The sequence below is a fragment of the Mesorhizobium sp. M0808 genome, assembly GCF_040320025.1.
Taxonomy (GTDB): domain Bacteria; phylum Pseudomonadota; class Alphaproteobacteria; order Rhizobiales; family Rhizobiaceae; genus Mesorhizobium.
Genome location: NZ_JAMYOX010000032.1, coordinates 1 through 25,109 on the forward strand (window position 1 = coordinate 1; position 25,109 = coordinate 25,109).

The window sequence follows — 25,109 nt, forward strand, 5'->3', positions numbered from 1 at the left end:
GGATCGCCGGAAACAGGCCTTCCGGGTCGGCGCCCGACAGCGTGAACTCGTCGGTGTGGCAGATGCCGGTTGCCTTGATCTCGACCAGCACCTCGCCATCACGCGGACCTTCGAGGTCGACCTCCATGATCTCCAGCGGCTTTCCGGCGGCAACGGCGACAGCGGCGCGCGTTTTCATCAGGCAATCCTCCCATGACGACCCATAGAGTTTCTCATTCCGCCATTGCTGCGGATGAGACCGCAACACGCTCATTCATCGCCGTATCCTCGAAAAGGCATAGGACTAAAGCAGACACGTAAGTCCACTTGCACGGCTTTGATAAATCTTGTGGCGTCCGCTAAGCTCATTGTGGGCACCTTGAATTCGCGCTGGTCCGGGAACAATCGGACTTTAGTGCAAGAATGGGCAGTTTTATCGATGACGAGCGCGGTGCCAGGCACTCTCGCGGCCTTTTTGTGCTTTTTTTTCCAGACCGCCAACGTTACAGGCGTGATGGCCCAAGAAGTGACGGGCAAGCAACCGGTCGCAGCCGACAGGCCGGAAAGAAAGATAACCGAAATCAGAATAGGTTATTTGCGGGCCTACGCGCCGCAACTGGCGCTTTCCCTGCTGGACCTGCCGCCACGCGACGAAGGTGTCGCCGGCGCCAATGTGGCGATCGGCGATAACAACACGACAGGAAAGTTCCTCAGCCAGAAATTCAGCCTCGACATAGCCGAGGTCAAGCCGGACGCCGACGCGGTTCAGGCGTTCAACGATCTGATTGCCAAAGGTGACCGCTATGTTGTCGCGGACCTCTCGGCCAGGCAATTGCTGTCGATCGCAGACATCGCCCGCGACAAGGGCGTTCTGGTCTTCAATGTCGGTGCTACCGACGACAGCCTGCGCGAGGAAGACTGCCGCATAAATATTTTCCATATCGCGCCGACGCGAAGCATGCTGGCTGACGCGCTGGCGCAGTATCTCGTGGTAAAGAAATGGCCGAATTGGGTGCTGCTCTATGGTTCGCATGAGCGGGATCATCTCTATGCGGCCGCGTTGCGCCGCGCGGCGGCCCGCTTCGGCGGTCAGATCGTCGCCGAGAAGGAGTTCAAAGACACCGGCACGGCGCGCCGCACCGACACCGGCGCCACGCAGATACAGCAGCAGATTTCCGTGTTCACGCAGGATCTGCCGGAGCATGACGTGGTGCTTGTCGCCGATGAGAGCGAGGTGTTCGGAACCTATGTGCCCTACCGCACCTGGACACCGCGGCTGGTCGCTGGCACGGCCGGTCTTGTCGCATCGTCCTGGCATCCCGCGAGCGAGCAATGGGGTGGCATTCAAATGCAAAGCCGTTTCCTGAGGACGACCGGCCGGCGAATGCTGTCCAAGGATATGTCGGCCTGGACGGCGGTGCGGGCGGTGGGCGAAGCCAGCACGCGGACCAATGGCGACGATCCGAACAAGATCAGCGACTACATCGGCTCGGACGATTTCTCGGTCGCCGCCTTCAAGGGACAGAAGCTGACCTTCCGCCAGTGGAACCATCAGCTTCGCCAGCCAATCCTGCTCGGCGACACCAAATCCGTGGTCTCGACATCGCCACAGGAGGGTTATCTCCACCAAATCTCCGAGCTCGATACGCTCGGCGTCGATCAGCCGGAAACGAAATGCGTCCTTAAGTAGAACCAATCGGGAGGAATTTTCGTGCAGAGACGAGCTTGCGCACTCGCCATTCTCGGCTTCATGGCCAATCCGGCGTGGGCTTACACCGTTTATGTCTCCAACGAGAAAGACAATACGATAACGGTCGTCGACACGGCGACGATGCAAGTGGTGAAGACCGTCGAAGTCGGCCAGAGGCCGCGCGGTATCACCATCTCGCATGACGGCAAGTTCATCTATTTGTGCGCCAGCGATGACGATACGATCGAAATCATCGATACCGCGAGGCTGCAGATCGTTGGCACGCTGCCATCAGGCCCCGATCCCGAACTGTTCGTGCTTTCGCCCGACGGCAAGACGCTCTACGTCGCCAACGAGGACGACAATCTCGTCACCGCGATCAACGTCGAGAGCAAGCAGGTCATGACCGAGATTCCCGTTGGGGTGGAGCCTGAAGGCATGGCCGTCAGTCCCGATGGCAAAACCATGGTCAACACCTCCGAAACCACCAGCATGGCGCATTTCATCGACACCGACAGCCATGAGGTGACCGACAACGTCCTGGTCGACACGCGTCCGCGCTTTGCGCAATTCAAGCCCGACGGATCACAGATCTGGGTCAGTGCCGAAATCGGCGGTACCGTCAGCGTCATCGACAGTCTCAAACGCGAGGTGGTGAAGAAGATCCAGTTCGCGATTGCGGGACTGCGGCCCGAAACCATCCAGCCGGTCGGCATCGCAATCAGCGCGGACGGCAAGAAAGCCTATGTCGCGCTCGGCCCAGCGAACCACGTCGCCGTCATCAACACCGAAACCTACGAGGTGGAAAAATACATCCTGGTCGGCCAGCGCGTCTGGCATCTCGACTTCACCCCCGATCAGAAGACGCTGATCACCACCAACGGCAATTCCAACGACATCACATTCATCGACACGGCGACGGACGAGCCGGTTCAATCGGTTACGGTGGGCCAGCAGCCTTGGGGCGTGGCCATATCGCCCCACTAGACCGCAGCAATGATCAGGGAGGCCGACGTGATGAATATTTGCCGCGGGGATGTTGCGAGTGCACTAGATAACCAGCGCGCCCCGAAGGAGCCAGCGGCATGCAGCATGTGAGGACAAGCGGAGCTGGAGAGGAGGTGGCAGCGCTCGATGTTGCCGGCATCAGCCATTCCTATGGTCCGAAGCGAGCGCTCCAGGACGTCTCATTCTCGATCGCGCCGGGAACTTTCACCGTTCTGCTCGGCCTCAATGGGGCCGGCAAGACAACTTTGTTCTCACTGATCAGCCATCTTTACGGCACCCGCCGCGGATCGATCCGCATCTTCGGCCATGACGTCAGCCGCGCTTCGGGCGAAGCGCTCAGGCGTGTCGGCATCGTATTCCAGGCACGCACGCTCGACCTCGACCTCAGCGTCCACCAGAACCTCTCCTACCACGCCTCGCTGCATGGCATTGGCGGACACCAAGCCCGGCAGCGCATTGCCGCGCTGCTCGATACAGTCAACATGCAGGGCCGTCAGCATGACAAGGCACGCAGTCTTTCCGGCGGCCAAATGCGGCGCATCGAGATCGCGCGGGCGCTGCTCCACCGCCCTTCCCTGCTGCTGCTCGACGAGGCGACGGTCGGTCTCGACATCCAGTCGCGTGCGGGCATTTTGGCCACCATCCGCAAACTCGTCGAAACCGAGGGCATCGGTGTGCTGTGGGCGACGCATCTGATCGATGAGGTCGAAGACGGCGACCACGTCGTCGTGCTGCGGCAGGGCGACCTGGTTGCCAAGGGTAAGGTGGCCGATGTCGTTGCGACGAGCGGTGCCAGTTCGATCCGCGACGCCTTTTCCAGGCTCAACCGCATCGAAACAAGCGGCATCGCGGAGATGTCACCATGAGCGCTCCCGCAATGCCCGCAAAAGTCGCCGCCCTCACGCCGGTGAAGTTCGAACAGTTTGGGCTCCACCACTACCTCGTTTGCCTCAAAGGGATCGTCGTGCGGGAGTGCCTGCGCTTCCTGCATCAGCGCGAGCGCTTTATATCCTCGCTGGTTCGGCCGCTCGTCTGGCTGTTCATTTTTGCCGCCGGATTCCGGCAGGTGCTCGGCGTATCGATCATCCCGCCCTACAAGACCTACGTGCTCTACGAGGTCTACATCACGCCGGGCCTGTGCGGCATGATTCTGCTGTTTTCGGGCATGCAGTCTTCGCTGTCGATGGTCTATGATCGCGAAATGGGCAACATGCGCACCCTGCTGGTCAGCCCCTTCCCGCGTTGGTTTTTACTGATCTCGAAGATGCTCGCCGGTGTCGCCGTGTCGATCGCGCAGGTTTACGCGTTCCTGATCGTTGCCTGGTTCTGGGGCGTCAAGGCGCCGCCGCTTGGCTATCTCACCGTGCTGCCGGCGCTGTTCCTGTCAGGCATGATGCTGTGCGCGCTCGGCATGCTTCTGTCCTCAATGATCAAGCAGCTCGAAAACTTCGCTGGCATCATGAACTTCGTCATCTTTCCCGGCTATTTCGCTTCTCCGGCACTCTATCCCTTGTGGCGTATCCAGGAGGCTAGCCCCCTGCTCTACAAAATCTGCCTCGCCAATCCATTTACTTACGCCGTCGAACTGATCCGCTTCGCCTTCTACGGCCAGGTTGACTGGCTGTCGCTGGGCGTCGTTGCCGGCTGCACGCTGCTGTTCCTTGCCGCCGCCATCATCGCCTACGACCCTTCGCGCGGCCTGATGACCCGCAAACAGGACACGGGAGGAAATGCCTGATGGCGCGAATGATCAATGTTCGCGGTCTGGCTCTGGTCGCCATGCTCGCGCCGGGCGTCAACGCCATGGCAGCCAACCCCGATCCAGACTGGCCTTGCATGCAGCGAAAGGTGCCGCAACTCTCGCTCGGCCAGATCTGGAGCGGACCGGACCTTCCTTCAGCCGCGAAGGACTGGTCGAAAGACCCCACCATCTCCGCCCTGATCGAGGAAGTGGCAGCTCGCCGGATGCCGATTGCGGAAGCTCAAAAGAAGATCAGGGATTTCGCGGCCTCCTTGCCGGCCGAGCAACTTGCACCCAAAATGGCGATGATGGTGCAAGGCATGTTCGACCACCTGGACGCCGAGCGCTCGCAGGTGATCTCCGGCATTTCCCGCTACGCCCACAAGCAGCTCGAAATGGCCGCCGCGTTGCGCAAGGAAGCGTCCGATGTCGATGCATTGCGGGCAAAGCCGGATGCAGATCCCGACGAGATCGATCGGCGAACCGAACAGCTGAAATTCGCAACGCGAATTTTCAATGAACGCGTCCAATCACTGACCTACGTCTGTGAAGTGCCGACGATAATCGAGCAGCGGCTTTATCAATTGTCCAAGGCCGTCTCGGAAACGCTCGCCGCGAAGAAATAGAACCTCATTCGATCTTCGCGGCGGATATCACGATCCACGGCCGGGCAGCACGCGCCAGCGCTGAACGAAATAACCGGGATGCGTCTCGATCCACTGGGCTACCAGCGATTGCGCCTGCATGAAGGCGGTCCCGGGATTCATCGCCAGGCCGTCCACCATCTGTTCGCGTTGTTCACAGGTCTGCGGCACATCCGTCAGGCAGACCATCATAACGAGCGTGTAGAGCATTACCCCTTGTCCCCATCGATTCCCGAACCCCATGCCCGGGAGTTTCCGTGATACCGACCAGTTTGCAGGGATCGCACATACGGATCACTTACGGGTGTGAAAGGAACGTGGCCCCCGCTCTTTCGCGCCGCAATATAACATGGCACTAATCTAACGCCAATGACCGCAGGGCTCGGTCGCGGACGCACGCGCATCGAAGATGCGCGTCCGGCTGTCCCAGTGCCAAAAAATGTGAACTCCTGGAACGCGCTCTCGCATGGGCTCGACCGAAACAGGAATATCATTGTTGTCGACCTCAGACCGGCAGTCCGTTCTGCTTTCGCAGGCTCTTGTCGAATGCGGATGCGGGGACGAAACGGCGCAGGAAACTGACCTGGCGCGCCATTTTTCCAGCCGCATAGCGCCCCTTCGGAGCGGGATCGGTCGCAGCCGCCAAAACGGTCCTGGCCACCACTTCCGGCGTATCGCCTTTTTCCATCGCTTTCCGCACAGCTGCATTCATGCCAGCGCGAGCAGAGTCATAGATGTCAAGCAACTGATCCGGCCTGGCGAGATTTTCTTCAAATGAGGTGCGGGTATAGGCGGGCTCCACCAACACGACGCGAATTCCGAAAGTACGCAGTTCGTGGTCGAGCGATTCGGAGTAGCCCTCAACGGCATGCTTGGTCGACGAATAAAGCGCGAAATAGGGAGCTGGAATAAACCCCTGCACCGAGCTCAAATTGACGATTCTGCCCTTGCCTTGGCGGCGCATTGTCGGCAACACCGCTTTGGTTACTCGCATAACGCCAAAGACGTTCACGTCAAACAACGACTTGGCCTGGGCCATCGAGGACTCCTCCGCGCCACCAAGCAGGCCAACGCCGGCATTATTGACAAGCAGGTCGATGCGCCCGGTCTCGGCCAGCACGTCCTGGACAAGTTTCGCCACGGACGTGTCATCGGTCACGTCACAGGCCAGCATGGTAACGCCATCGGATCGGTCGACGACCGCGCGACGGCTGGTTCCGAACACGCGAAAGCCCGCGTTCTGCAGGGCTTTGGCCGTTGTGTGCCCGATACCGCTTGATGCCCCCGTCACCAGGGCGACGCCTAGATTGGTCTTGTTCATGGAGGTCACTTCTTTCTTCGTTTTGGATTGGCGTGGGAGAAGCACGACAGGTCGGAGCGAAAGGCGTCAATCATGAGCGCCTCCGGTACACGCGCCGGCCAGATCATCCGTCCAGCGCCGGAACAGCGCGCTGGCATTAACGCCTCCGAAGCCGAAGCCATTGGAGATTGCATAGCCCATCGCCATCGGCCGGGCCCGGTTTGCGACGAAGTCGATCCCGTCGCCGGCCGGATCGGGAGCGCTCAGATTGAGGGTCGGCGGTGCCATCTGATCCCTGAGCGCCAGGATTGCGAAGATTGCTCCGAGCCCGCCGGCGGCTCCGAGCAGGTGTCCGGTCGCCGATTTCGTTGCACTGACAGCTATCGCGAAATCGCGCCCGAACACGCTCTTGATCGCTTCGATCTCACCCAGGTCGCCCACCGGCGTGGAGGTCGCATGGGCATTGAGATGACGAACCTCGTGGGGCGAAATCCCTGCTTGGGCGATTGCGATCTCCATGGCCCGGCGCGCACCGTCGCCGTCCTCGGGACCGGAGGTGACGTGATGAGCATCCGCCGTCGTGCCGTAGCCGACAAGCTCGGCCAGCGGTCTTGCGCCGCGCGCCAGCGCGTGGCTCAATTCCTCGATGACCAGCATGCCGGCTCCTTCGCCCATGACGAAGCCGTCCCGCGACTTGTCGAACGGTCGGGAGGCCTCATCAGGACGGTGATTAAAGGACGTCGAAAGAGAGCGTGCCGCCGCAAACCCACCGAGGCTGACAAGATTCATGCATGCTTCCGTCCCGCCGCACACGGCAATATCGGCCTCGTTGGCGCGGATTAGGCGAGCCGCATCGCCGATCGCCTGAATGCCGGCCGCGCACGCCGTTACGGGTGCACCGAGCGGACCTTTGAAGCCATAGCGGATCGAGACGTGGCCTGCCGCGAGGTTCACCAGGAAGGACGGCACCGTAAAAGGTGATAGACGGCGGACGCCGCGCCGGTCGACCGTGCGCACCGCCTCGGTTATGGCCGGGAACCCGCCGACGCCCGAGGCGATGATCGTGGCCGTGCGCAAGCGATCCGCTTCCGAGACGGGGGCCCATCTTGCTTGGGTGAGCGCCTCTTGTGCCGCGGCCAGCGCAAAGAGAATGAACCGGTCTACCTTGCGCTGATCCTTCGGCGGAAGGATGGCTTCCGGATCGAAACCAGCGTCCGGATCTTCTTCTGTGGAGGGCACCACCCCGCCGACCTTCGCCGGCAGGTCGCACACCACATCATCCGCAAGCCTCCGGATGCCCGAGCGGCCGGCCAGGAGACGCGACCAGGACGTTTCAACATCGGCAGCAAGGGGCGTAACCGCTCCCATGCCCGTAACAACAATCCGTCGCATCTATTTTCCTGTCAGTTCGGGCGCGCCGCCACGCCGTTCAAGTGCCGGCTGATTCACGAACCTGATTGGCCGCCGCATCCAGAAAGGCCTGCGCGAGGTCAGGATCGTTGATGACGCGCGATAACATCAGCGCACCGACCATTGTCGAGAGAATGGCCATGGCCCTGCCATCGAACTCCCCGCCATTGGCCTCAGCAATGAAACGGCCGAGGATCTCGAGATGCTCCTTGATCCCGGCTTCGAACGGCGCTTTCACGTCCTTGCCCTGTCTGGCGGCATCCGAGCCGAGCGCCACGATCGGGCAGCCGTCCATCTTTTCTCCGCGATGGTCCATACTGAGGTAGAACGCGATCACCGCGCCAAGCGGATCATCAGGGTTTGCCGCAGTCGCGGCCGACCATCGACGGGTGGCGCTCTCCATCGCCCGCCTGGACGCTTGCGCCGCCAGGTCGTCCTTGGATGCGAACTGCTTGTAAAATGCGCCTTGGGTCAGTCCGGCACCCTTCATCAGATCCTTAAGGCCGATACCGTCAAAGCCGCGCTCCCGAAAAAGGCGGCTTGCCACGTTGATGACAGTCTCGCGGTTTTCCGCTGCCTGAGTACGACTTACGCGCATTGTTGACCTCTTTTTTAGATTGCGTTCGTAATCTATAGCCTATATAGAGTTCGAACGCAATCTAAAAAGGAGATACGAAATGATCCGCAAAACCTTGAGCGCATCGCTCCTGGCCGCGCTGTTTCTTGCGGCCCCGGCTTTTGCCGAGGAGGCCACCATCGGACGCCCGATCGAAAGCGGCAGCCTGCACGAGGGACACCTTGACATGGTGGTCTACTACGTCCCGGTCGACGGCGACCTCCTGGAGGTCACCGCCACCTTCGCGCTGAAGACCGGGGGCGATCCGCTGCGCGTCGTCATGGGCCTCGCCGACGACGACTCCGTGGCATTTTCCATGCCGGGCCACCAGGACTCGCTCTACGCGTTCTCAAGGTCCGGGGATGAGGTGACGGTCTCGACCGAGACGAACATGCATCTGCGAGCCGACGCGACAATACGCTGAGCCGAAGTTCAGACCGCAGCCGGCGTGCTGCTGGCCGTGTGCTCTCGCGTCCGCTCGGCTCACCACACGGTGCCTCGATCACGCCATCGAATAAGTTTGGGGAGAGGTCAAATGCTATACAGTTATTTTGTCGAGAAATCGTCCGAGAGAGCTTCGACCACGTCAACAACCATCGCTGGGATGAGGCGGTGAAGGCACTCGCGCTGCATGTCCATCACCGCGTTTCCGGCGCCCACGCACTTGGTGGTGAGCGCCGCGACAAAGAAGCCATGCGCCGCTGGTTTGAGCGCCTCGGCCGCGTCCTGCCCAATCTCCATCTCACGGTCAACCACATCTGGGTGAAGGGCTGGCCGTGGCATACCACCGTGTCTGCCCAGTGGGACGGTACCGCAACGCTGCTCAAGGGCGACGCGTCGTACGTCAACCGTGGTCTCCACGTGTTCACCCTGCGGTGGGGCAGAGTCTATGCACTTGAGGAATTTTACGATTCACAAGCAGCGGCCCGCGGTCTTGCCGCCCAAGCGGCAACTGGCCTAGAAGAAGCTGTCGCCGAACCAATTGTAGGCTAGCAGACGCTCAGTCAGAGCCCACCCGTTCCGTGAACGCGGGGGCGCTACCGCGTGGGCCAGCGCTTGGAGGGCGGTCGCCTCGGCTCCGCAAATGCGTGCCACCAGCGATGCCTGCCTATCCTCGGCTCGTGGACGTCGGTCCGGAGATCACAGCCGATCAGCCGCTGATACACACCATCGTTTATCTGAAGCGTTTGCCTGGACCGCGCGCCCTAACTCGCGCGACCTCTACTGTTCAGTCCTCGTGCGGATAGAGCTTGCCGAACAGTGGCAGGTACATCGCGCCCTTGCGCATCAGAAAATCGTGGAAGGTCGCCATCGCCGGCGAGATCGCGTGATCGCTGCGCATCACCGAAAACCATTGCCGGCGGATCGGCATGCCGACGACGTCGAGGATGACCAGCCGGCCGGCTTCGGTTTCGGCAGCGATGGTGTGGGCAGAGATGAACGCGATGCCGAGCCCGGCCATCACCGCCTGCTTGATGGTCTCGTTCGAGCCCATCTCGACGCCGAGATCGTCGATGCGGCCGGGCACGTCGCTCAGGAATATTTCCAGTGAGATGCGCGTTCCGGAGCCGGGCTCGCGAATGAGGAAATGCTCCTCGGCGATCCGCTCCTTGGAAATGTCGCGTGCCGACGCCAGCGGGTGGTCGGGCGGTGCGATGATGACCAGCGGGTGATCGCCGAAGACCGAAGCACGCACCGGGACTTCCTTCGCCGGGCGTCCCATCAGCGCGATATCGATGTCGTGGTTCTTCAGATTATCGATCGTCTCGGCGCGGTTGCCGATGGCAAGCCGCATGTCGATATCGGGATGTTCCTTCATGAAGGCGGCCATCAGCCGCGGTGCGAAATATTTGGCCGTGGAAACGACGCCGAGCCGCAAGCTGCCGGCGCGCACGCCCTTGATCGCATCCATCTTGTCTTCGAGCAGACGAAGCCGCTCCTCGATGGCCTGTGCCGTCTCGACGAAGGCCAGACCTGCGGCAGTGGGACGCATGCCGTCCGACGTCCGGTCGAACAAGGCCAGCTGGAACTCTTCCTCAACTTGCCGCAACTGAATCGTCACCGCTGGAGGAGACAGGCCTAACACTTTGGCCGCACTGACGATTCTCCCGTGGGCGACGATTGCCTGAACGGTCTTGAACTGCTTGAGCGTGAGATTTCTCATACAGCATACTAAAATTTTTTAAGTGCCTGAGTAAAGTTATTGAATTTTACTTATCCAGCGTCGTTTGTTCTCCTTTCCCAATCCGGCCGACCCGAGGAGAGGCGGCTGGATCGGGAGGTTACGATGCCAGCGGCAACGCTCGACGCTTTTCTGAACTCCTATCTTGGCGAGCCGGACGAACTGCGCTCCGCCGTCGTAGCGACCATCCGTCAGCTGACGCAGGCGGCCACCACGATCCGCAACACCATCAATCAAGGGGTGCTCGGCACGGCCTTTGCGGGAACCCGCGGCGCCAATGCTGACGGCGACATCCAGAAGGATCTCGATGTCTTCGCCGATGACATCTTCCTCAACGCCATGCGCCACGCTCCGATCGCGCTTTACGCTTCCGAGGAACTGGAGCAGCCGGTGCTGCTCGACAGGCAAGCGCCTCTTGCCATCGCCATCGACCCGCTCGACGGCTCATCCAACATCGACACCAACGTGTCGATCGGAACGGTCTTCTCGCTCCTCCCTGCAATTGGTGCGCCGGATGGGAATCCGGCCGCCTCCTTTTTGCAGGCAGGCGTGAACCAGCTGGGCGCCGGTTTCTTCATCTACGGCCCGCAGCTGGCGCTGGTTCTGTCGCTCGGCAGCGGCACGCATATCTTCGTTCTCTCGACCAGGCTCGGCACCTTCGTCCAGGCCTACGAGAGCCGGATCATCCCACAGCGAACCCAGGAGTTCGCCATCAACGCCGCCAACTACCGGCATTGGGACGAGGCGGTGCGGCTCTACATCGACGACTGCCTCGAAGGTACGGAAGGCCCACGCGAGAAGGACTTCAACATGCGCTGGATCGCCTCCCTGGTCGCGGACTGCTACCGCATATTGATGCGCGGCGGCGTATTCCTGTATCCAGGCGACAAGCGCAAGACTTACCGCCAGGGGCGACTGCGCCTCGTCTATGAGGCAAACCCGATCGCCTATCTCGTCGAACAGGCGGGCGGTGCCGCCACCGATACGATCACCCGCATCCTCGAAATCGAACCAGAGAACCTGCACCAGCGCGTGCCCATGGTTTTCGGATCGGCGCGCGAAGTCGCGCGCATCACCCGCTACCACACCGAACCGAGCGCCATCGGCGAGCGCGCGCCGCTGTTCAGCCGCCGCGGCCTTTTCAGGGCCTGAAGACCATGTCGGCAAAGCACCCCATCATTACCATCACCGGGTCGTCGGGCGCAGGCACTACCTCTGTCAAGCGCATCTTCGAGCTGATCTTCCGGCGCGAGAACATCGGCGCCGCCTTCATCGAAGGCGATGCTTTCCATCGCTACGACCGCGCCACGATGAAGGCGAAGGTGGCCGAGGAGGAAAAGGCGGGCAATCCGAACTTCACCCACTTCCACGCCGAGGCCAATGAACTGGCAATCCTCGAAGAGGTATTCGAGGAATATGGCCGCCGGGGAACCGGAAAGACCCGCACATACATCCATGATGAGGATGAGGAGAAGCAGTACGGCACGCCGCCGGGACATTTCACCGAATGGCGCGAATTTCCGCCGAGCGACCTGCTCTTCTACGAGGGCCTGCATGGCTGCGTCGTCACCGACAAGATCAACCTGGCCAGGCACGCGGATCTCAAGATCGGCGTGGTGCCGGTCATAAATCTCGAATGGATCCAGAAGATCCATCGCGACCGCGCAACGCGCGGCTATTCCACCGAGGCGGTGATGGACGTGATCCTGCGCCGCATGCCGGACTATGTCCGCTACATCGTCCCGCAGTTTTCGCAGACCGCCATCAACTTCCAGCGCGTGCCGATCGTCGACACGTCCAATCCATTCATCGCGCGCTGGATACCGACGCCCGACGAATCGATGCTGGTTATCCGCTTCGCCAATCCCCGCGGCATCGATTTCCCCTACCTGCTTTCGATGATCCACGACTCGTTCATGTCGCGGCCGAATTCCATAGTGGTGCCCGGCAACAAGCTCGACCTTGCCATGCAGCTGATCCTGACGCCGCTCATCCTGCAATTGATCGAACGCAAGAACCGTGTGTCGTGAGGAGGACGCCATGAACAGCCAGGCAGCAGCACTGAAGCCCGTCGCCGCCGTCTCGGAGCGCGACATGGCCAACGCCATTCGCGCACTGGCGATGGACAGCGTCCAAAAGGCCAATTCCGGTCATCCGGGCATGCCGATGGGCATGGCCGATGTCGCAACGGTGCTGTTCAGCCGCTTCATCAATATCGATCCGTCGGCCCCCAACTGGCCCGATCGTGACCGCTTCGTGCTGTCGGCCGGGCACGGCTCGATGCTGCAGTATGCGCTGCATTACCTGCTAGGCTTTGAAGACATGCCTATCGAAGAATTGCAGCGGTTTCGCCAGCTGGGCAGCCGCACCGCCGGACATCCGGAATATGGCCATGCGCTTGGCATCGAGACGACGACCGGCCCGCTTGGACAAGGCATTTCGACCGCTGTCGGCATGGCGCTGGCGGAGCGCATGCTTGCGGCCCGCCACGGCGCCGATCTCGTCGACCATTTCACCTACGCGATCGCCGGCGACGGCTGCCTGCAGGAAGGCATCAGCCACGAGGCGATCGATCTTGCCGGTCACCTGAAGCTCTCCCGGCTGATCGTCTTTTGGGACGACAATGCGATCTCGATCGACGGGCCCACTTCCCTGTCGACATCGATGGACCAGCCGGCGCGGTTCAAAGCCGCTGGATGGCATGTCCAGTCGGTGAACGGCCACGACACCGAAACCGTTGCGGCGGCAATCGAAGCGGCGCAGCAATCGGACCAGCCGTCTCTGATCGCCTGCCGCACGGTGATCGGCAAGGGAGCGCCCAATCTGGGCGGTTCGGAAAAGACGCATGGCGCGCCGCTGGGCGATGCGGAGATCGCCGCGACGCGCGAAAACATCGGCTGGGCCTTCGCGCCGTTCGAGGTGCCGGACGATATCCTTTTCGCCTGGCGCGAGATTGCCGGCCGCGGTCAAGCGGCACGCCGCGCCTGGGAGCAGCGGCTTGCCGCCTCGCCGCGGCGCCAGGCCTTCGAGGGCGCGGTCGCCGGCGCCCTGCCCGACGCGGTCTTCGAAGCGCTCGGCGCCTTCCGCAAGGAACATGTCGGGAAGGCCACCAAGGTTGCAACGCGAAAAGCCTCGGAAATGGCACTCGCTGCGATCAATGGCGCAACCGAACTGACCGTCGGCGGCTCCGCCGATCTGACGCATTCGAACCTGACGATCACCAAGGGTATGAACCGCATCGCGCCGGGTGACTACGCCGGCCGTTACATCCACTACGGAATCCGCGAGCACGGCATGGCCGCAGCCATGAACGGCATCGCACTGCATGGCGGCTTCGTGCCTTATGGCGGCACGTTCCTGTGCTTCGCCGACTACGCGCGCGGCGCGATGCGGCTCTCGGCGCTCATGGGCCAGCGCGTCATCTATGTGATGACGCACGATTCCATTGGTCTCGGCGAGGACGGCCCGACCCACCAGCCGGTCGAGCACCTGGCGATGCTGCGGGCGACGCCAAACCTCAACGTCTTCCGTCCGGCCGACATCGTCGAAACGGCGGAGTGCTGGGAACTGGCGCTGAGAAGCGAGAAGCGGCCGAGCGTGCTGGTGCTCTCGCGCCAGAACCTGCCGATGCTGCGCCAAGCACCTAGCGGCGAGCCACACAGCGACGAGAACCGGTCGAGCCGGGGCGCCTACATCCTGCGCGAGCCAGCCGGGCACCGCGCGGTGACGCTGATCGCCACCGGCTCGGAGGTCGAAATCGCGGTTGCCGCCGCCCTACGGCTGGAGACCGAGCACGGCGTCGCCGCCGCGATTGTCTCGATGCCGTGCTGGGAGCTTTTCGAGGAGCAGGACGCCGGCACCCGCAAGGCCGTCCTCGGCTCGGCGCCCCGCATTGCCATCGAAGCCGCAGCACGGCTCGGCTGGGACCGCTGGATCGGCGACACCGGCACTTTCGTCGGCATGGCCGGTTTCGGCGCCAGCGCCCCTGCCCCAGACCTTTACCGGCATTTCGACATCACGCCCGAAGCCGTCGCGGCAGCGGCGCTGAAGCTCATCATCTAGGAGGACGACCATGGCCCGCATCACCCTTCGCCAGCTTCTCGACCATGCCGCCGAGCACGGCTACGGGGTGCCGGCATTCAACATCAACAACATGGAACAGGGCCTCGCCATCATGGAGGCCGCCAGGGCCTGCGATGCGCCGGTTATCATCCAAGCCTCGCGCGGCGCCCGTTCCTATGCCAATGACATCATGCTGGCCAAGATGATGGAGGCGTTGACCGAAATCCATCCGGCCGTTCCGCTATGCATCCATCAGGATCACGCCAATAACGAGGCCACCTGCCTGTCGGCGATCCGCCACGGCTTCACCTCGGTGATGATGGACGGATCGCTGATGGCGGATGCCAAGACACCGGCGAGCTACGATTACAACGTCGCCATCACCGAACGTGTCGCACGCATGGCACATTGGGTCGGCGCTTCGGTCGAAGGCGAGCTCGGCGTGCTCGGCTCGCTGGAAACCGGCCAGGGCGAGGCCGAGGACGGGCACGGCGCCGAAGGTGCGCTTTCCCATGACCAGCTTTTGACCGATCCCGATCAGGCGGTCGACTTCGTGACCGCCACCCGGGTCGACGCGCTGGCGATCGCCTGCGGTACCTCGCACGGCGCCTATAAATTCAGCCGCAAGCCTGACGGCGGTATCCTGGCCATGCAGGTGATCGAGGCGATTCACGAAAAGCTGCCCAACACGCATCTGGTCATGCACGGGTCTTCCTCCGTGCCGCAGGAACTGCAGGACATCATCAACAACTATGGCGGCGAGATGCCCCAGACCTTTGGCGTCCCGGTCGAGGAAATCGAGCGCGGCATCCGCTACGGCGTGCGCAAGGTCAACATCGACACCGATTGCCGAATGGCCATGGCCGGGCAGTTCCGCCGCGTTGCGACGGAGGACCCGCGCGAATTCGATCCGCGTAAATTCCTGAAACCCGCCATGGACGCCCTGCGCGACCTTTGCCGCGATCGCTTCGAACGCTTCGGCACCGCAGGCCACGCGTCGAAGATCAGGGTGATCGCCATGGATGAGATGGCGAAACGTTACGCTGCAGGAAAGCTCGACCCCCATATCGCAACCGCGAAAGCCGCCTGAGCGGCAAACAGGAGACCTGCCCATGAACAAGATCGACATGCCCTCAGCAGGCACGCTCAAGGAAGGCAAGGAACGCTACAGGTCGGGCGTCATCCCCTACAAGAAGATGGGCTACTGGGAGCCGGACTACCGGCCCAAGGAGACCGACCTGATCGCCATGTTTCGGATCACGCCGCAGCCCGGCGTCGACCACGAGGAGGCGGCCGCCGCCATCGCCGGTGAATCCTCTACCGCGACATGGACCGTGGTGTGGACCGACAGGCTGACCGCCTGCGAGCTCTACCGCGCCAAGGCATTCAAATCCGAGCCGGTGCCGAACACAGGTCCAGGCACCAGGATCGAGCAACAGTACTTCGCCTATATCGCCTACGACCTCGACCTGTTCGAGCCCGGCTCCATCGCCAACCTGACAGCATCGATCATCGGCAACGTGTTCGGCTTCAAGGCCGTCAAGGCCTTGCGGCTCGAGGACATGCGCATCCCGGTGGCTTACCTCAAGACCTTCCAGGGCCCGGCGACCGGCATCGTGGTGGAACGCGAGCGGCTCGACAAGTTCGGCCGGCCGCTGCTCGGCGCGACGACGAAGCCGAAACTTGGCCTGTCCGGCCGCAACTACGGCCGCGTCGTCTACGAGGCGCTGAAGGGTGGCCTCGACTTCGTCAAGGACGACGAGAACATCAACTCACAGCCCTTCATGCATTGGCGCGACCGTTTCCTCTACTGCATGGAGGCAGTGAACAAGGCGTCGGCCGCCACCGGCGAAGTCAAGGGCCATTATCTCAACGTCACCGCCGGCACGATGGAGGAGATGTACGAGCGCGCCGAATTTGCAAAACAGCTTGGCTCCTGCATCGTCATGATCGACCTCGTCATCGGCTACACGGCGATCCAGTCGATGGCCAAGTGGGCACGCCGCAACGACATGATCCTGCACCTCCACCGGGCCGGCAACTCGACTTATTCGCGCCAGAAGAACCACGGCATGAATTTTCGCGTCATCTGCAAATGGATGCGGATGGCCGGCGTCGATCACATCCATGCCGGCACGGTGGTCGGCAAGCTGGAAGGCGACCCGCTTATGATCAAGGGGTTTTATGACACGCTGCGCGAGGAGCGCACGCCGCAGAACCTCGAAACCGGGCTGTTCTTCGATCAGGACTGGGCCTCGCTCAACAAGGTGATGCCCGTCGCCTCCGGTGGCATCCATGCCGGCCAGATGCACCAGTTGATCCATTATCTCGGCGAGGACGTCATCCTGCAGTTCGGCGGCGGCACGATCGGCCATCCGGACGGCATCCAGGCCGGCGCGACGGCCAATCGCGTCGCGTTGGAGGCGATGATCCTCGCCCGCAACGAGGGCCGCGACTATCTGCGCGAAGGGACCAAAATCCTCGAACAGGCGGCCAGATGGTGCACGCCGCTCAAGGCGGCCCTGGAGACGTGGAAGGACGTCACCTTCAACTACGAATCGACCGACACGGCCGACTTTGTGCCAACCGCAACGCCGAGCTTCTAGACGAAAGGAACCGTCGCCATGATGACCAATCCCGGAAACAAGGTCACGCAGGGACAGTTTTCGTTCCTGCCCGAGCTAACCGATGAGCAGATTTCGGCGCAGATCAAATACGCCCTGAAAAACCACTGGGCGGTCAGCGTCGAATACACGGACGATCCGCATCCGCGAAACACCTATTGGGAAATGTACGGCAACCCGATGTTCGACCTGAGGGACCCGGCGGGCATCCTGCTTGAAGTCAACAATTGCCGGAAAGCTATGCCCAACATGTATGTCCGGGTCACCGCCTTCGATTCGACCAAGGGCTGGGAAGCACCGCGCATGTCATTCATCGTCAACCGGCCACCCAATGAACCCGGGTTCCGGCTGCTGCGCCAAGAGCGTGACGGCCGCAGTCAGGGCTATTCGATCGTGCCTTATGCGACCGATAGGCCCGAAGGCGAACGGAGCTAGGCGAACCATGCTGGACGCGATAGCAAAGAGCGCTGCCGCGCAGGGCGAATCGGTTGATCTACAGGCCGAGTTCGAGGCGTCCAACATCGACGAGGTGATGGACAAGCTCGACCGCGAACTCGTCGGCCTGAAGCCCATCAAGAACCGCATCCGCGAGATCGCTGCGCTGCTCCTGGTCGACCGGCTTCGCCGTAAGTTCGGGCTGATCTCTGGCGCACCGACGCTGCACATGAACTTTACGGGAAATCCCGGTACCGGAAAGACCACCGTGGCGCTCAGAATGGCCGAAATCCTGCATCGTCTTGGCTATGTCCGCGAAGGGCATATGGTCGCGGTGACGCGCGACGATCTCGTCGGCCAGTATGTGGGCCACACCGCGCCCAAAACCCGCGAAGTGATCAAGCGCGCCATGGGAGGGGTGCTTTTCATCGACGAGGCCTACTATCTCTACAAGCCCGAGAACGAACGCGACTACGGCCAGGAATCGATCGAAATCCTGCTGCAATGCATGGAAAACAACCGTGACGATCTGGTTGTGATTCTTGCCGGCTACAAGGACAAGATGGACCGCTTCTTCGACAGCAATCCCGGCATGCGCTCGCGCATCGCCCACCACCTCGACTTTCCCGACTACGGCGTCAGCGAACTCAAATCGATCGCCGAGATCATGCTGGCGGAACAGAATTACCGGCTCAGCGAGGCGGCGGCCAAGGCGCTCGAAGAGTATCTCCCGATCCGCATGCGGCTGCCGCATTTCTCCAACGCCCGCTCGGTCCGCAATGGGCTCGACCGGGCGCGGCTTCGCCAGGCCAGCCGGCTTTTCGCGTCGCGCGACCGGGCGTTGACGAAAACTGACCTTATCACCATTGAGGAATCCGATATTCGCGGCAGCCGCGTGTTCGCGGAAGGCAAGCTCGAAGGCGAACCGGACACGAAGGCGCGCTGACAAAATGACGCCGGTTGGTGTGCAGCGACCGGAAACGGACGACAGAATGGGAGCCGACGATCATGGATACCAAGACAATCATCGCGCCCTCGGTGCTTTCCGCGGACTTCTCGCGGCTCGGCCACGAGGTCGAAGCGGTCGTCCGGGCGGGTGCCGATTGGATCCATCTCGATGTGATGGATGGCCATTTCGTGCCCAACATCACCTTCGGTCCGCCGGTGGTCAAGGCGATCCGTAATCGAACGGACAAGGTCTTCGACTGCCACCTGATGATCGCGCCGGCCGACGCCTATCTCGGCGCCTTCGCCGATGCCGGCTGCGACATCATTACGGTGCATGCCGAGGCCGGACCGCATCTCGACCGTTCGCTGCAGGCAATCAGAAATCTCGGCAAGAAGGCCGGCGTGTCGCTGAACCCGTCGACGCCGGAAAGCGTCATCGAATATGTGCTCGACCGGCTCGATCTTGTGCTTCTGATGACCGTCAATCCGGGCTTCGGCGGCCAAGCCTTCATTTCGGCTGTCGTCGACAAGGTCAGGCGGGTCAAGGCGCTGATCGGCAACCGCCCGATCGACATCGAAATCGACGGCGGCGTCACCCCCGAGAGCGCTCCGCTGGTCACCGCGGCCGGCGCCAATGTGCTGGTCGCCGGCTCGGCCATCTTCAAGGGTGGCACCGAGGCTGCCTATCGTGCCAATATCGACGCCATCAGGCAGGCGGCCGACGGGGCGATCCGGAAAGCCGCGTAAACCGTCACATCGGAGTGCAAATATGGCGGCAATCCCACCTGTCTGCGATTTCGGCTGGCAAGCCACTGATGCCGTTATGCCCGGCGTCGACGGCACATCGCATTCGATTTTCAGCCACGCCGGCCCGAACGGGCTGGTGGTGGCCTTCATCTGCAACCACTGCCCCTATGTGAAGGCGGTGATTTCACGGATGGTGCGCGACGCCAATGACCTCAAGGCCGAAGGCATCGGCTTCGTCGCGATCAACTCCAACGATAGCGACGCCTATCCAGATGATTCCTTCGACAACATGAAGCTCTTTGCCAGGACGAACGGCTTCACTTTCCCCTATCTCCATGACGAGCACCAGACGGTGGCGCGTGCCTATGGAGCCGTTTGCACCCCGGATTTCTTCGGGCTCAACAGCGAGTTGACGCTGCAATATCGCGGCCGGCTGGACGCGTCGCGACGCGACGCCGAATTGCCCGGGCTGAGGCGCGACCTGTTCGAGGCGATGAAGCAGGTTGCCCGAACCGGCGACGGACCGCTTGACCAGATCGCTTCGATCGGCTGTTCGATCAAGTGGAAGGATGCTGCATGAACGTCGGCGCAGGCAGGCCGTTTCGCTCGCGCAAGGCGATCCTGTTCGATCTTGACGGCACACTGGTCGATTCGGCGCCTGATATTGCGGCCGCCGTCAACGAATTGCTGGCCGGACGCGATCTGCCGCCGCTGCGCCTGGATCAGGTCAAGGCCATGATCGGCGGCGGCATCAGGAAACTGGTCGAAAGGGCCTTCGCGGCTTCCGGCACGCCGCTCCTCGGCATCGCGCTCGATGAGGCCAACCGCGTCATGGCGGCGATCTATCGCAGGCATCTGACCGGCCGCACGAGGCTGATGCCTGGCGTCAGGGAGGTTCTCACGCACTTGCATTTGAGCGGAATAGCCATGGCCGTGGTGACCAACAAGCCGCAGCTGGCGGCTCGCGAAATCCTGCTGCATTTTCGGCTGACGGACTATCTCGGCGCGATCATCGGCGGAGACGCGGTGACATACTTGAAACCGGCGCCAGACGCGCTGTTGCTGGCGCTCGACCTGCTTCAGGTCGAACCTCGTGACACGCTGATGGTCGGAGACAGCAGCGCCGACGTGGCCGCCGCCCGCGCCGCCGGCATGGCAGTCATTCTGCTGCGTGGCGGATACAGCCAAATTCCCGTTGAAGAGCTTTGCGCCGACCTCGTTTGCGACAGCCTGTTCGATCTGCCGTCAGCGATGCGAAGGCTGCAAGACGCTGCGTGACCCATGCGCAAAGCCGAGCCAACGCCGGCCGAGCGCAATCCAACGGCCGGCGGTACCGCGTTATTTTGAGAATTGCTTCAGATAAGCAATGACGTTGGCGATGTCCTCGTCTTTCTTGAGGCCGACAAACGCCATCTTGGTTCCTTTGACCATCGCCTTGGGATCGCGAAGGTAGGTCGTCAGCGTCGCCTCATCCCATTTGACGCCGGACTTGCCGGCCTCGGTCATGGCCTTGGAATAGCTGAACCCCGGGTGCGTCCCGGCCGTTCGGCCGATAACGCCGTTCAAGGACGGACCGACCTTGTTCTGGTCCTTGTCTGCGACGTGGCAGACCTTGCATTTGGCGAAGACCTTCTCACCCGCCGCGGCATCCTGTGCCTGAGACTGGGTAGTGACAAAGGTGGCGACGGACACGGCGGCGAAAAATGCGACTGCGCGCATGGCATTTCCTCATTGATCGTGTGAGTGCCCGGGACACTTTACGCGTGTCGATGCCTTGATCGCCGGCATTCGTTTTAAAGCGGGAGAGCGAACTATTCGTCCTTCCTCCCCGGACTGGCAGCACCTGCACGCCTCGAAAAGCTAGACTGCCGATGAAGGAAGTCAATCGTACAAAGGTCCTGTTTCGTTTCCCGACTGCGCGAAGGGAAGTGTGTAGCGACACGCGGTCCATATCATTGACGCCTGTTGGCCGAACGCGTAGCCTCCCTCCAACCGGTTTGCTGTTTGGGCACCTTCAGGAATCCGCGCAACTCCAAAGCACGAACTCTGGAGAGTTCGCCGCGCAGGCGACGATAAGTGCCAAATGGACATGGTCGATCTCATATTAACGGTGTGCCTTAGCGCCAATCCGGGCAATTGCCGAGATGAACATCTCTATTTCGAGAGCCGCGGCTCTCTGTTCCAATGCATGTTCCTATCGCCCGCCGAGATCGCAAAATGGTCTCAAGGAACATCCGAGTCTCAAGGTCGTGCGCTGGAAATGTGCCGTTCCGAGCAAGGAACGATCGATTTGATCGACATTCCTGGTTCGTCGACGACCCTAAAAGAGGAGACGCCATGATGATTTCGCGGCGCACGACGCTGCGATTGGCGGCTCTGGGTGCCATCCTCGCCTCAAAGCCGGTTGCCGTCTTTGCGAAAGCTAAGGTCCGAATTGGTGTCCTGAAGTTCGGCACCGTGAGCTGGGAACTCGATACGTTGAAACGCCACAAGCTCGACGAGGCCAACAGGATCGATCTGGAAATCGTCTACTTCGCCGGGGAGGATGCGACCAACGTCGCGCTGCTGGCCGGCGCGATCGACATGATCGTGACCGACTGGCTGTGGGTCTCGCGCCAGCGCTCCGAGGGCGGCGACCTTACATTGGCCCCTTATTCGACCGCCGTAGGGGCAATCATGGTGAGGGAGGAATCGCCGATCCGGACGCTCGCCGACCTCAAGGAAAAGAAAATCGGTGTCGCCGACGGCCCGCTCGACAAGAGCTGGCTACTGGTCCAGGCGCTGGCCAGACGCGATCACGGCCTCGACCTGCCGACAGCCTGTGACGTCGTCTTTGGCGCGCCGCCGCTGATTTCTGAAAAGGCGATGCAAGGCGAACTCGATGCCGTGCTCAATTTCTGGCATTTCTGCGCCCGGCTCGAGGCCAACGGCTTTCGTCGGTTGATCGGCGCGGATGATGCGGCGAAAGCGCTTGGTGCCTCGGGCCCCGTATCGGCGCTCGGCTACGTCTTCCACGACCAATGGGCGAACGACAATCCGGATGCCGCCCGAGGCTTCGTCAAGGCCTCCAAGCAGGCCAAGGAGTTGCTGGCCAGATCCGATGAAGAATGGCTGCGCCTGGCGCCGCTCATTCGCGCAGAAGGCAAGGAGCTGGAAAAACTGCGCGACCGCTATCGCCAGGGCATCCCAAGACGGCCGGTCGCCGAAGAAGCGGCCGATGCGGGCAAACTCTATCACGTGCTGGCCGCGATAGGCGGCGAGAAGCTGGTTGGCAGGGCGCCCGAGATGGCGCCCGGCACGTTCTGGCCGGAACTCGCGAAATGACCGCAACGGAAGACAAGTCGGGTCGATCCGGCTTTGCGACGCCGCTGACACCAGCGCTGACGGTAACGGTTTCCCTGATTGGACTTTGCCTGCTGTGGGGCCTCGCGGCTCATCTGTGGCAAAGCCGTGCTTTCCCCCCACCAGGGCAGGTCTGGCAGGTACTGCTCAGGGAAGCGGCGAGCGGTGACCTTTTTTATCATCTTGGCGCCACGCTCGGACGGGTTGCTGCGGCGTACGTCGCCGCAATGATTATCGGCTCGGTCATCGGCGTCATCCTCGGAAGCTACCGCGGTGCGGACCGGTTCTTCAGTCCGTGGGTGGTCCTGTTTCTCAACATTCCCGCGCTGGTGGTCATCGTGCTCGCCTATATCTGGTTCGGCCTCAACGAGGCGGCGGCGATTGGCGCAGTTGCCGTGAACAAGATCCCCAATGTCGTGGTGACGATGCGCGAAGGCGCCAGGGCGTTTGATCCGCGTTATGCCGAAATGGCCGCCGTCTACCGCTTCGCCCCACTCGAGCGCATCCGCCATGTCCTGCTGCCGCAACTGCAGCCCTATTTTGCCGCGGCCTCGCGGTCCGGCATCGCCCTCATATGGAAGATCGTCCTGGTGGTCGAACTGCTCGGCCGCTCCAATGGCGTCGGTTTCCAGATCTATCTCTATTTCCAGCTCTTCGACGTCGCCGCCATTCTCGCGTACACGCTGGCTTTCGTGGCGGTGATGCTTGTCATCGAACTTCTCCTGGTGCAGCCCATTGAACGACATGCAACCCGTTGGCGCCGCCGTCCCGCTTAGGGTCGACATCGCCGAAAAGACCTTCAGGTCCGCGCAAGGTGTGTCGATCACGGCGCTTCAGGGTCTGTCCTTCGAGGTCCGGCCGGGCGAATTCGCTTGCCTGTTTGGGCCGTCGGGCTGCGGCAAGACCACGACGTTGCGCATCCTGCTTGGACTGGACAAAGACTTTTCCGGCTCTTTCCAACTGCCGCAAGGGGGCTCGAACCGCATCGCCGCCGTGTTCCAGGAGCCTACTTTGCTGCCATGGCGGACGGTGGAGCAGAATGTCAGGCTGGCGCTGCCGAAAAGCCTAAGAGCGAAGAGTCTCGACGAGCTGTTTGACACTCTCGGCCTCGCCGGCATGCGCTCGCTCTATCCGGCGGAGCTTTCGCTCGGCCTTGCGCGCAGGGCAGCGCTTGCCAGGGCCTTCGCCACCGAACCGGCGGTACTTTTCCTGGACGAACCCTTTGCCTCCATCGACGAACAGACCGCCGAGCGGCTTCGGCAATTGCTTTTGACCGTCTGGTCAGCGCGGCCTACGACCGCCTTGATGGTAACCCACAATCTGCGCGAGGCACTGATGCTGTCGGACCGCATCATCGTGCTTGCGCAGCGCCCTGCCCATGTGCTCGGCATGTTCGACGTAGGCTTGCCGCGGCACCATCGCAACCCACAGGTGATGAGCGACCTTTTGCTGTCGTTCCAGCAAAAATTTCCGGGCGTGGCCTGATCGCCTTACGGCTCGAATGCGGATTGCAAGGTATTTCGCAGCCAATGGCCAATAAAACGGCGAGACTGTGAGGCACCGCCACGCGCGCCTGTTTCGCCTGATTAAAAGCAACGTACGTCGGCTTCAGCCTGCGCGCGTTTCAGTTCCGTGCGCGCCGCCTTCGCTGGCGCGCTTTCGCGAAACAACCCTGCGGCCTCCCCTGTCGTCAGCGACATGCTTTTGAAGGTCTCCGCCCTCTCATAGTGATCGTAAGGAAGGATCGAGGCGATAACATCGATCGAGCAGGAACAGCTTTCAAGCGCCTGACGTGTCTGGCCATTTGTTTGCATGCAGCCGAGCACGTAGTCGGCAATCGTTGCCGTCGGGTAGTCTCCCGCGGCGCTGGCCAAGTTCGCAAAGGCCAGCGTCGCCGCAAAGGCCACCGGCAAGGTGAGAGATCCAACAGACCTTATCATGAGGAACCTCCAGTTGGCCTGGACACCATGCATCCAGACGGGATCATCGCTCCAATTGGCGACGTGCCGCAAAGCCAGTCAAGCTCCCATGGCCTGCGTATACGACCAAAGGAGGAATGCCCTATCGACCGACAAGAGCCAGCTTCATGACCCCCTGCGCACCCTCTTTCACGCGTTCATTTCATGCGTCGCTCACTATCGGCAGCCAGCGAGATGCACGCATACTTACTCCGAGGTGCCTCGTAGAATATATCGAAATAAAGTCAAATGTGTATCACCTTGAGAATACGGGAACAATATGGCTGCTATATATGTCGCAGCTGGCGGCCATCCTCTTATTAGTTTTTTACCCGATGCTTATTTTACTTGTTTCTAAATATTGCATCGCACCATAATCGATATTGCAGCGCAACGACGCATTGTAGGTTTTTGCTTGCCTGG

28 protein-coding genes and 1 pseudogene are annotated in these 25,109 nt (G+C 61.6%); 21 read left to right on the forward strand and 8 right to left on the reverse strand.

Going from position 1 to position 25,109, the window contains the following annotated elements:
- A pseudogene (locus NKI25_RS26960) lies at positions 1-178 on the reverse strand (alcohol dehydrogenase catalytic domain-containing protein); the annotation flags it as partial.
- A 315-nt stretch (positions 179-493) separates the two neighbouring features.
- Here NKI25_RS26960 and NKI25_RS26965 point away from each other — a divergent pair.
- The 5 genes from NKI25_RS26965 (at position 494) to NKI25_RS26985 (ending at position 5,044) form a co-directional block, all read left to right on the forward strand.
- Positions 494-1,669: a lanthanide ABC transporter ABC transporter substrate-binding protein PedA1 gene (locus NKI25_RS26965; protein WP_352999908.1), complete on the forward strand. Its 1,176-nt coding sequence runs from the start codon at positions 494-496 to the stop codon at positions 1,667-1,669.
- Between the two features lie 60 nt (positions 1,670-1,729).
- Positions 1,730-2,656 carry a YVTN family beta-propeller repeat protein gene (locus NKI25_RS26970; RefSeq protein ID WP_352622940.1) on the forward strand — a complete coding sequence of 309 codons (927 nt, stop codon included), beginning with the start codon at positions 1,730-1,732 and terminating at the stop codon, positions 2,654-2,656.
- A 98-nt stretch (positions 2,657-2,754) separates the two neighbouring features.
- On the forward strand, positions 2,755-3,543 hold the full coding sequence (locus NKI25_RS26975; RefSeq protein ID WP_031212311.1) for a lanthanide ABC transporter ATP-binding protein PedB/LutE: 789 nt from the start codon (positions 2,755-2,757) through the stop codon (positions 3,541-3,543).
- Between the two features lie 11 nt (positions 3,544-3,554).
- On the forward strand, positions 3,555-4,415 hold the full coding sequence (locus tag NKI25_RS26980; protein ID WP_352458846.1) for a lanthanide ABC transporter permease protein PedC: 861 nt from the start codon (positions 3,555-3,557) through the stop codon (positions 4,413-4,415).
- On the forward strand, positions 4,415-5,044 hold the full coding sequence (locus tag NKI25_RS26985) for a hypothetical protein (RefSeq protein ID WP_352706515.1): 630 nt from the start codon (positions 4,415-4,417) through the stop codon (positions 5,042-5,044). Before NKI25_RS26980 ends, NKI25_RS26985 begins: the two co-directional genes overlap by 1 nt.
- A gap of 27 nt (positions 5,045-5,071) precedes the next feature.
- Here NKI25_RS26985 and NKI25_RS26990 read toward each other — a convergent pair whose 3' ends face one another.
- The 4 genes from NKI25_RS26990 to NKI25_RS27005 all read right to left on the reverse strand — a co-directional run bounded on the left by NKI25_RS26990 (position 5,072) and on the right by NKI25_RS27005 (position 8,370).
- A complete protein-coding gene (locus NKI25_RS26990) occupies positions 5,072-5,272 on the reverse strand; it encodes a hypothetical protein (protein ID WP_023678847.1) in 201 nt (66 codons plus the stop codon).
- A gap of 295 nt (positions 5,273-5,567) precedes the next feature.
- Positions 5,568-6,383 carry an oxidoreductase gene (locus tag NKI25_RS26995; protein WP_352622896.1) on the reverse strand — a complete coding sequence of 272 codons (816 nt, stop codon included), beginning with the start codon at positions 6,381-6,383 and terminating at the stop codon, positions 5,568-5,570.
- A 66-nt stretch (positions 6,384-6,449) separates the two neighbouring features.
- Positions 6,450-7,754, reverse strand: coding sequence for a beta-ketoacyl-ACP synthase II (gene fabF, locus NKI25_RS27000; protein ID WP_352783654.1), 1,305 nt, complete (start codon positions 7,752-7,754; stop codon positions 6,450-6,452).
- Between the two features lie 37 nt (positions 7,755-7,791).
- Positions 7,792-8,370 (reverse strand): TetR/AcrR family transcriptional regulator, encoded by a 579-nt coding sequence (locus NKI25_RS27005; RefSeq protein ID WP_352622898.1) that lies wholly within the window; start codon positions 8,368-8,370, stop codon positions 7,792-7,794.
- A gap of 79 nt (positions 8,371-8,449) precedes the next feature.
- Here NKI25_RS27005 and NKI25_RS27010 point away from each other — a divergent pair, with 79 nt between their 5' ends.
- The gene (locus NKI25_RS27010; protein ID WP_352622899.1) at positions 8,450-8,812 is read left to right on the forward strand and encodes a hypothetical protein; all 363 of its coding nucleotides are present in this window, start codon (positions 8,450-8,452) and stop codon (positions 8,810-8,812) included.
- 188 nt (positions 8,813-9,000) lie between these two features.
- On the forward strand, positions 9,001-9,381 hold the full coding sequence (locus tag NKI25_RS27015; RefSeq protein WP_352956986.1) for a nuclear transport factor 2 family protein: 381 nt from the start codon (positions 9,001-9,003) through the stop codon (positions 9,379-9,381).
- Positions 9,382-9,616: 235 nt separating this feature from the next.
- Here NKI25_RS27015 and NKI25_RS27020 read toward each other — a convergent pair whose 3' ends face one another.
- On the reverse strand, positions 9,617-10,552 hold the full coding sequence (locus tag NKI25_RS27020; RefSeq protein WP_352956987.1) for a LysR family transcriptional regulator: 936 nt from the start codon (positions 10,550-10,552) through the stop codon (positions 9,617-9,619).
- 123 nt (positions 10,553-10,675) lie between these two features.
- On the opposite strand from NKI25_RS27020, the gene NKI25_RS27025 reads away from it, so the two are divergent.
- The 10 genes from NKI25_RS27025 to gph all read left to right on the forward strand — a co-directional run bounded on the left by NKI25_RS27025 (position 10,676) and on the right by gph (position 20,664).
- Positions 10,676-11,722, forward strand: coding sequence for a class 1 fructose-bisphosphatase (locus NKI25_RS27025; protein ID WP_352622902.1), 1,047 nt, complete (start codon positions 10,676-10,678; stop codon positions 11,720-11,722).
- Positions 11,723-11,727: 5 nt separating this feature from the next.
- A complete protein-coding gene (locus NKI25_RS27030) occupies positions 11,728-12,600 on the forward strand; it encodes a phosphoribulokinase (RefSeq protein ID WP_023678839.1) in 873 nt (290 codons plus the stop codon).
- A 10-nt stretch (positions 12,601-12,610) separates the two neighbouring features.
- Positions 12,611-14,632, forward strand: a complete 2,022-nt coding sequence (tkt, locus tag NKI25_RS27035; protein WP_352786740.1) for a transketolase — start codon at positions 12,611-12,613, stop codon at positions 14,630-14,632.
- A gap of 10 nt (positions 14,633-14,642) precedes the next feature.
- Positions 14,643-15,722: a class II fructose-bisphosphate aldolase gene (gene fba, locus NKI25_RS27040; RefSeq protein WP_352999893.1), complete on the forward strand. Its 1,080-nt coding sequence runs from the start codon at positions 14,643-14,645 to the stop codon at positions 15,720-15,722.
- A gap of 22 nt (positions 15,723-15,744) precedes the next feature.
- The gene (locus tag NKI25_RS27045; RefSeq protein ID WP_376705236.1) at positions 15,745-17,238 is read left to right on the forward strand and encodes a ribulose-bisphosphate carboxylase large subunit; all 1,494 of its coding nucleotides are present in this window, start codon (positions 15,745-15,747) and stop codon (positions 17,236-17,238) included.
- 18 nt (positions 17,239-17,256) lie between these two features.
- Positions 17,257-17,691, forward strand: a complete 435-nt coding sequence (locus NKI25_RS27050) for a ribulose bisphosphate carboxylase small subunit (RefSeq protein ID WP_023678835.1) — start codon at positions 17,257-17,259, stop codon at positions 17,689-17,691.
- Positions 17,692-17,698: 7 nt separating this feature from the next.
- A complete protein-coding gene (cbbX, locus tag NKI25_RS27055) occupies positions 17,699-18,637 on the forward strand; it encodes a CbbX protein (protein WP_352622904.1) in 939 nt (312 codons plus the stop codon).
- A 62-nt stretch (positions 18,638-18,699) separates the two neighbouring features.
- Positions 18,700-19,386 (forward strand): ribulose-phosphate 3-epimerase, encoded by a 687-nt coding sequence (gene rpe / locus NKI25_RS27060; protein ID WP_352786741.1) that lies wholly within the window; start codon positions 18,700-18,702, stop codon positions 19,384-19,386.
- Between the two features lie 22 nt (positions 19,387-19,408).
- Positions 19,409-19,966, forward strand: coding sequence for a thioredoxin family protein (locus tag NKI25_RS27065; protein ID WP_352622906.1), 558 nt, complete (start codon positions 19,409-19,411; stop codon positions 19,964-19,966).
- The gene (gene gph / locus NKI25_RS27070) at positions 19,963-20,664 is read left to right on the forward strand and encodes a phosphoglycolate phosphatase (RefSeq protein ID WP_352786742.1); all 702 of its coding nucleotides are present in this window, start codon (positions 19,963-19,965) and stop codon (positions 20,662-20,664) included. Before NKI25_RS27065 ends, gph begins: the two co-directional genes overlap by 4 nt.
- Before the next feature lie 60 nt (positions 20,665-20,724).
- Here the strand turns inward: gph and NKI25_RS27075 are convergent, their stop codons facing one another.
- Entirely contained in the window at positions 20,725-21,105 is a 381-nt protein-coding gene (locus NKI25_RS27075) for a c-type cytochrome (protein ID WP_352450669.1), read from the reverse strand.
- A 364-nt stretch (positions 21,106-21,469) separates the two neighbouring features.
- Between NKI25_RS27075 and NKI25_RS27080 the strand changes: the two genes are divergently transcribed.
- The 4 genes from NKI25_RS27080 to NKI25_RS27095 are packed head-to-tail and all read left to right on the forward strand — an operon-like array spanning position 21,470 to position 24,213.
- The gene (locus NKI25_RS27080; RefSeq protein ID WP_502897015.1) at positions 21,470-21,727 is read left to right on the forward strand and encodes a hypothetical protein; all 258 of its coding nucleotides are present in this window, start codon (positions 21,470-21,472) and stop codon (positions 21,725-21,727) included.
- The gene (locus NKI25_RS27085) at positions 21,724-22,710 is read left to right on the forward strand and encodes an ABC transporter substrate-binding protein (RefSeq protein WP_352786743.1); all 987 of its coding nucleotides are present in this window, start codon (positions 21,724-21,726) and stop codon (positions 22,708-22,710) included. The genes NKI25_RS27080 and NKI25_RS27085 overlap by 4 nt, the downstream gene beginning before the upstream one ends.
- A complete protein-coding gene (locus tag NKI25_RS27090) occupies positions 22,707-23,504 on the forward strand; it encodes an ABC transporter permease (RefSeq protein ID WP_352593998.1) in 798 nt (265 codons plus the stop codon). The genes NKI25_RS27085 and NKI25_RS27090 overlap by 4 nt, the downstream gene beginning before the upstream one ends.
- Positions 23,473-24,213: an ABC transporter ATP-binding protein gene (locus tag NKI25_RS27095; RefSeq protein WP_352999910.1), complete on the forward strand. Its 741-nt coding sequence runs from the start codon at positions 23,473-23,475 to the stop codon at positions 24,211-24,213. Before NKI25_RS27090 ends, NKI25_RS27095 begins: the two co-directional genes overlap by 32 nt.
- Positions 24,214-24,314: 101 nt before the next feature.
- On the opposite strand, the gene NKI25_RS27100 is transcribed toward NKI25_RS27095, so the two are convergent.
- Entirely contained in the window at positions 24,315-24,668 is a 354-nt protein-coding gene (locus NKI25_RS27100) for a hypothetical protein (RefSeq protein WP_352593997.1), read from the reverse strand.
- Between the last annotated feature and the right edge of the window lie 441 nt (positions 24,669-25,109).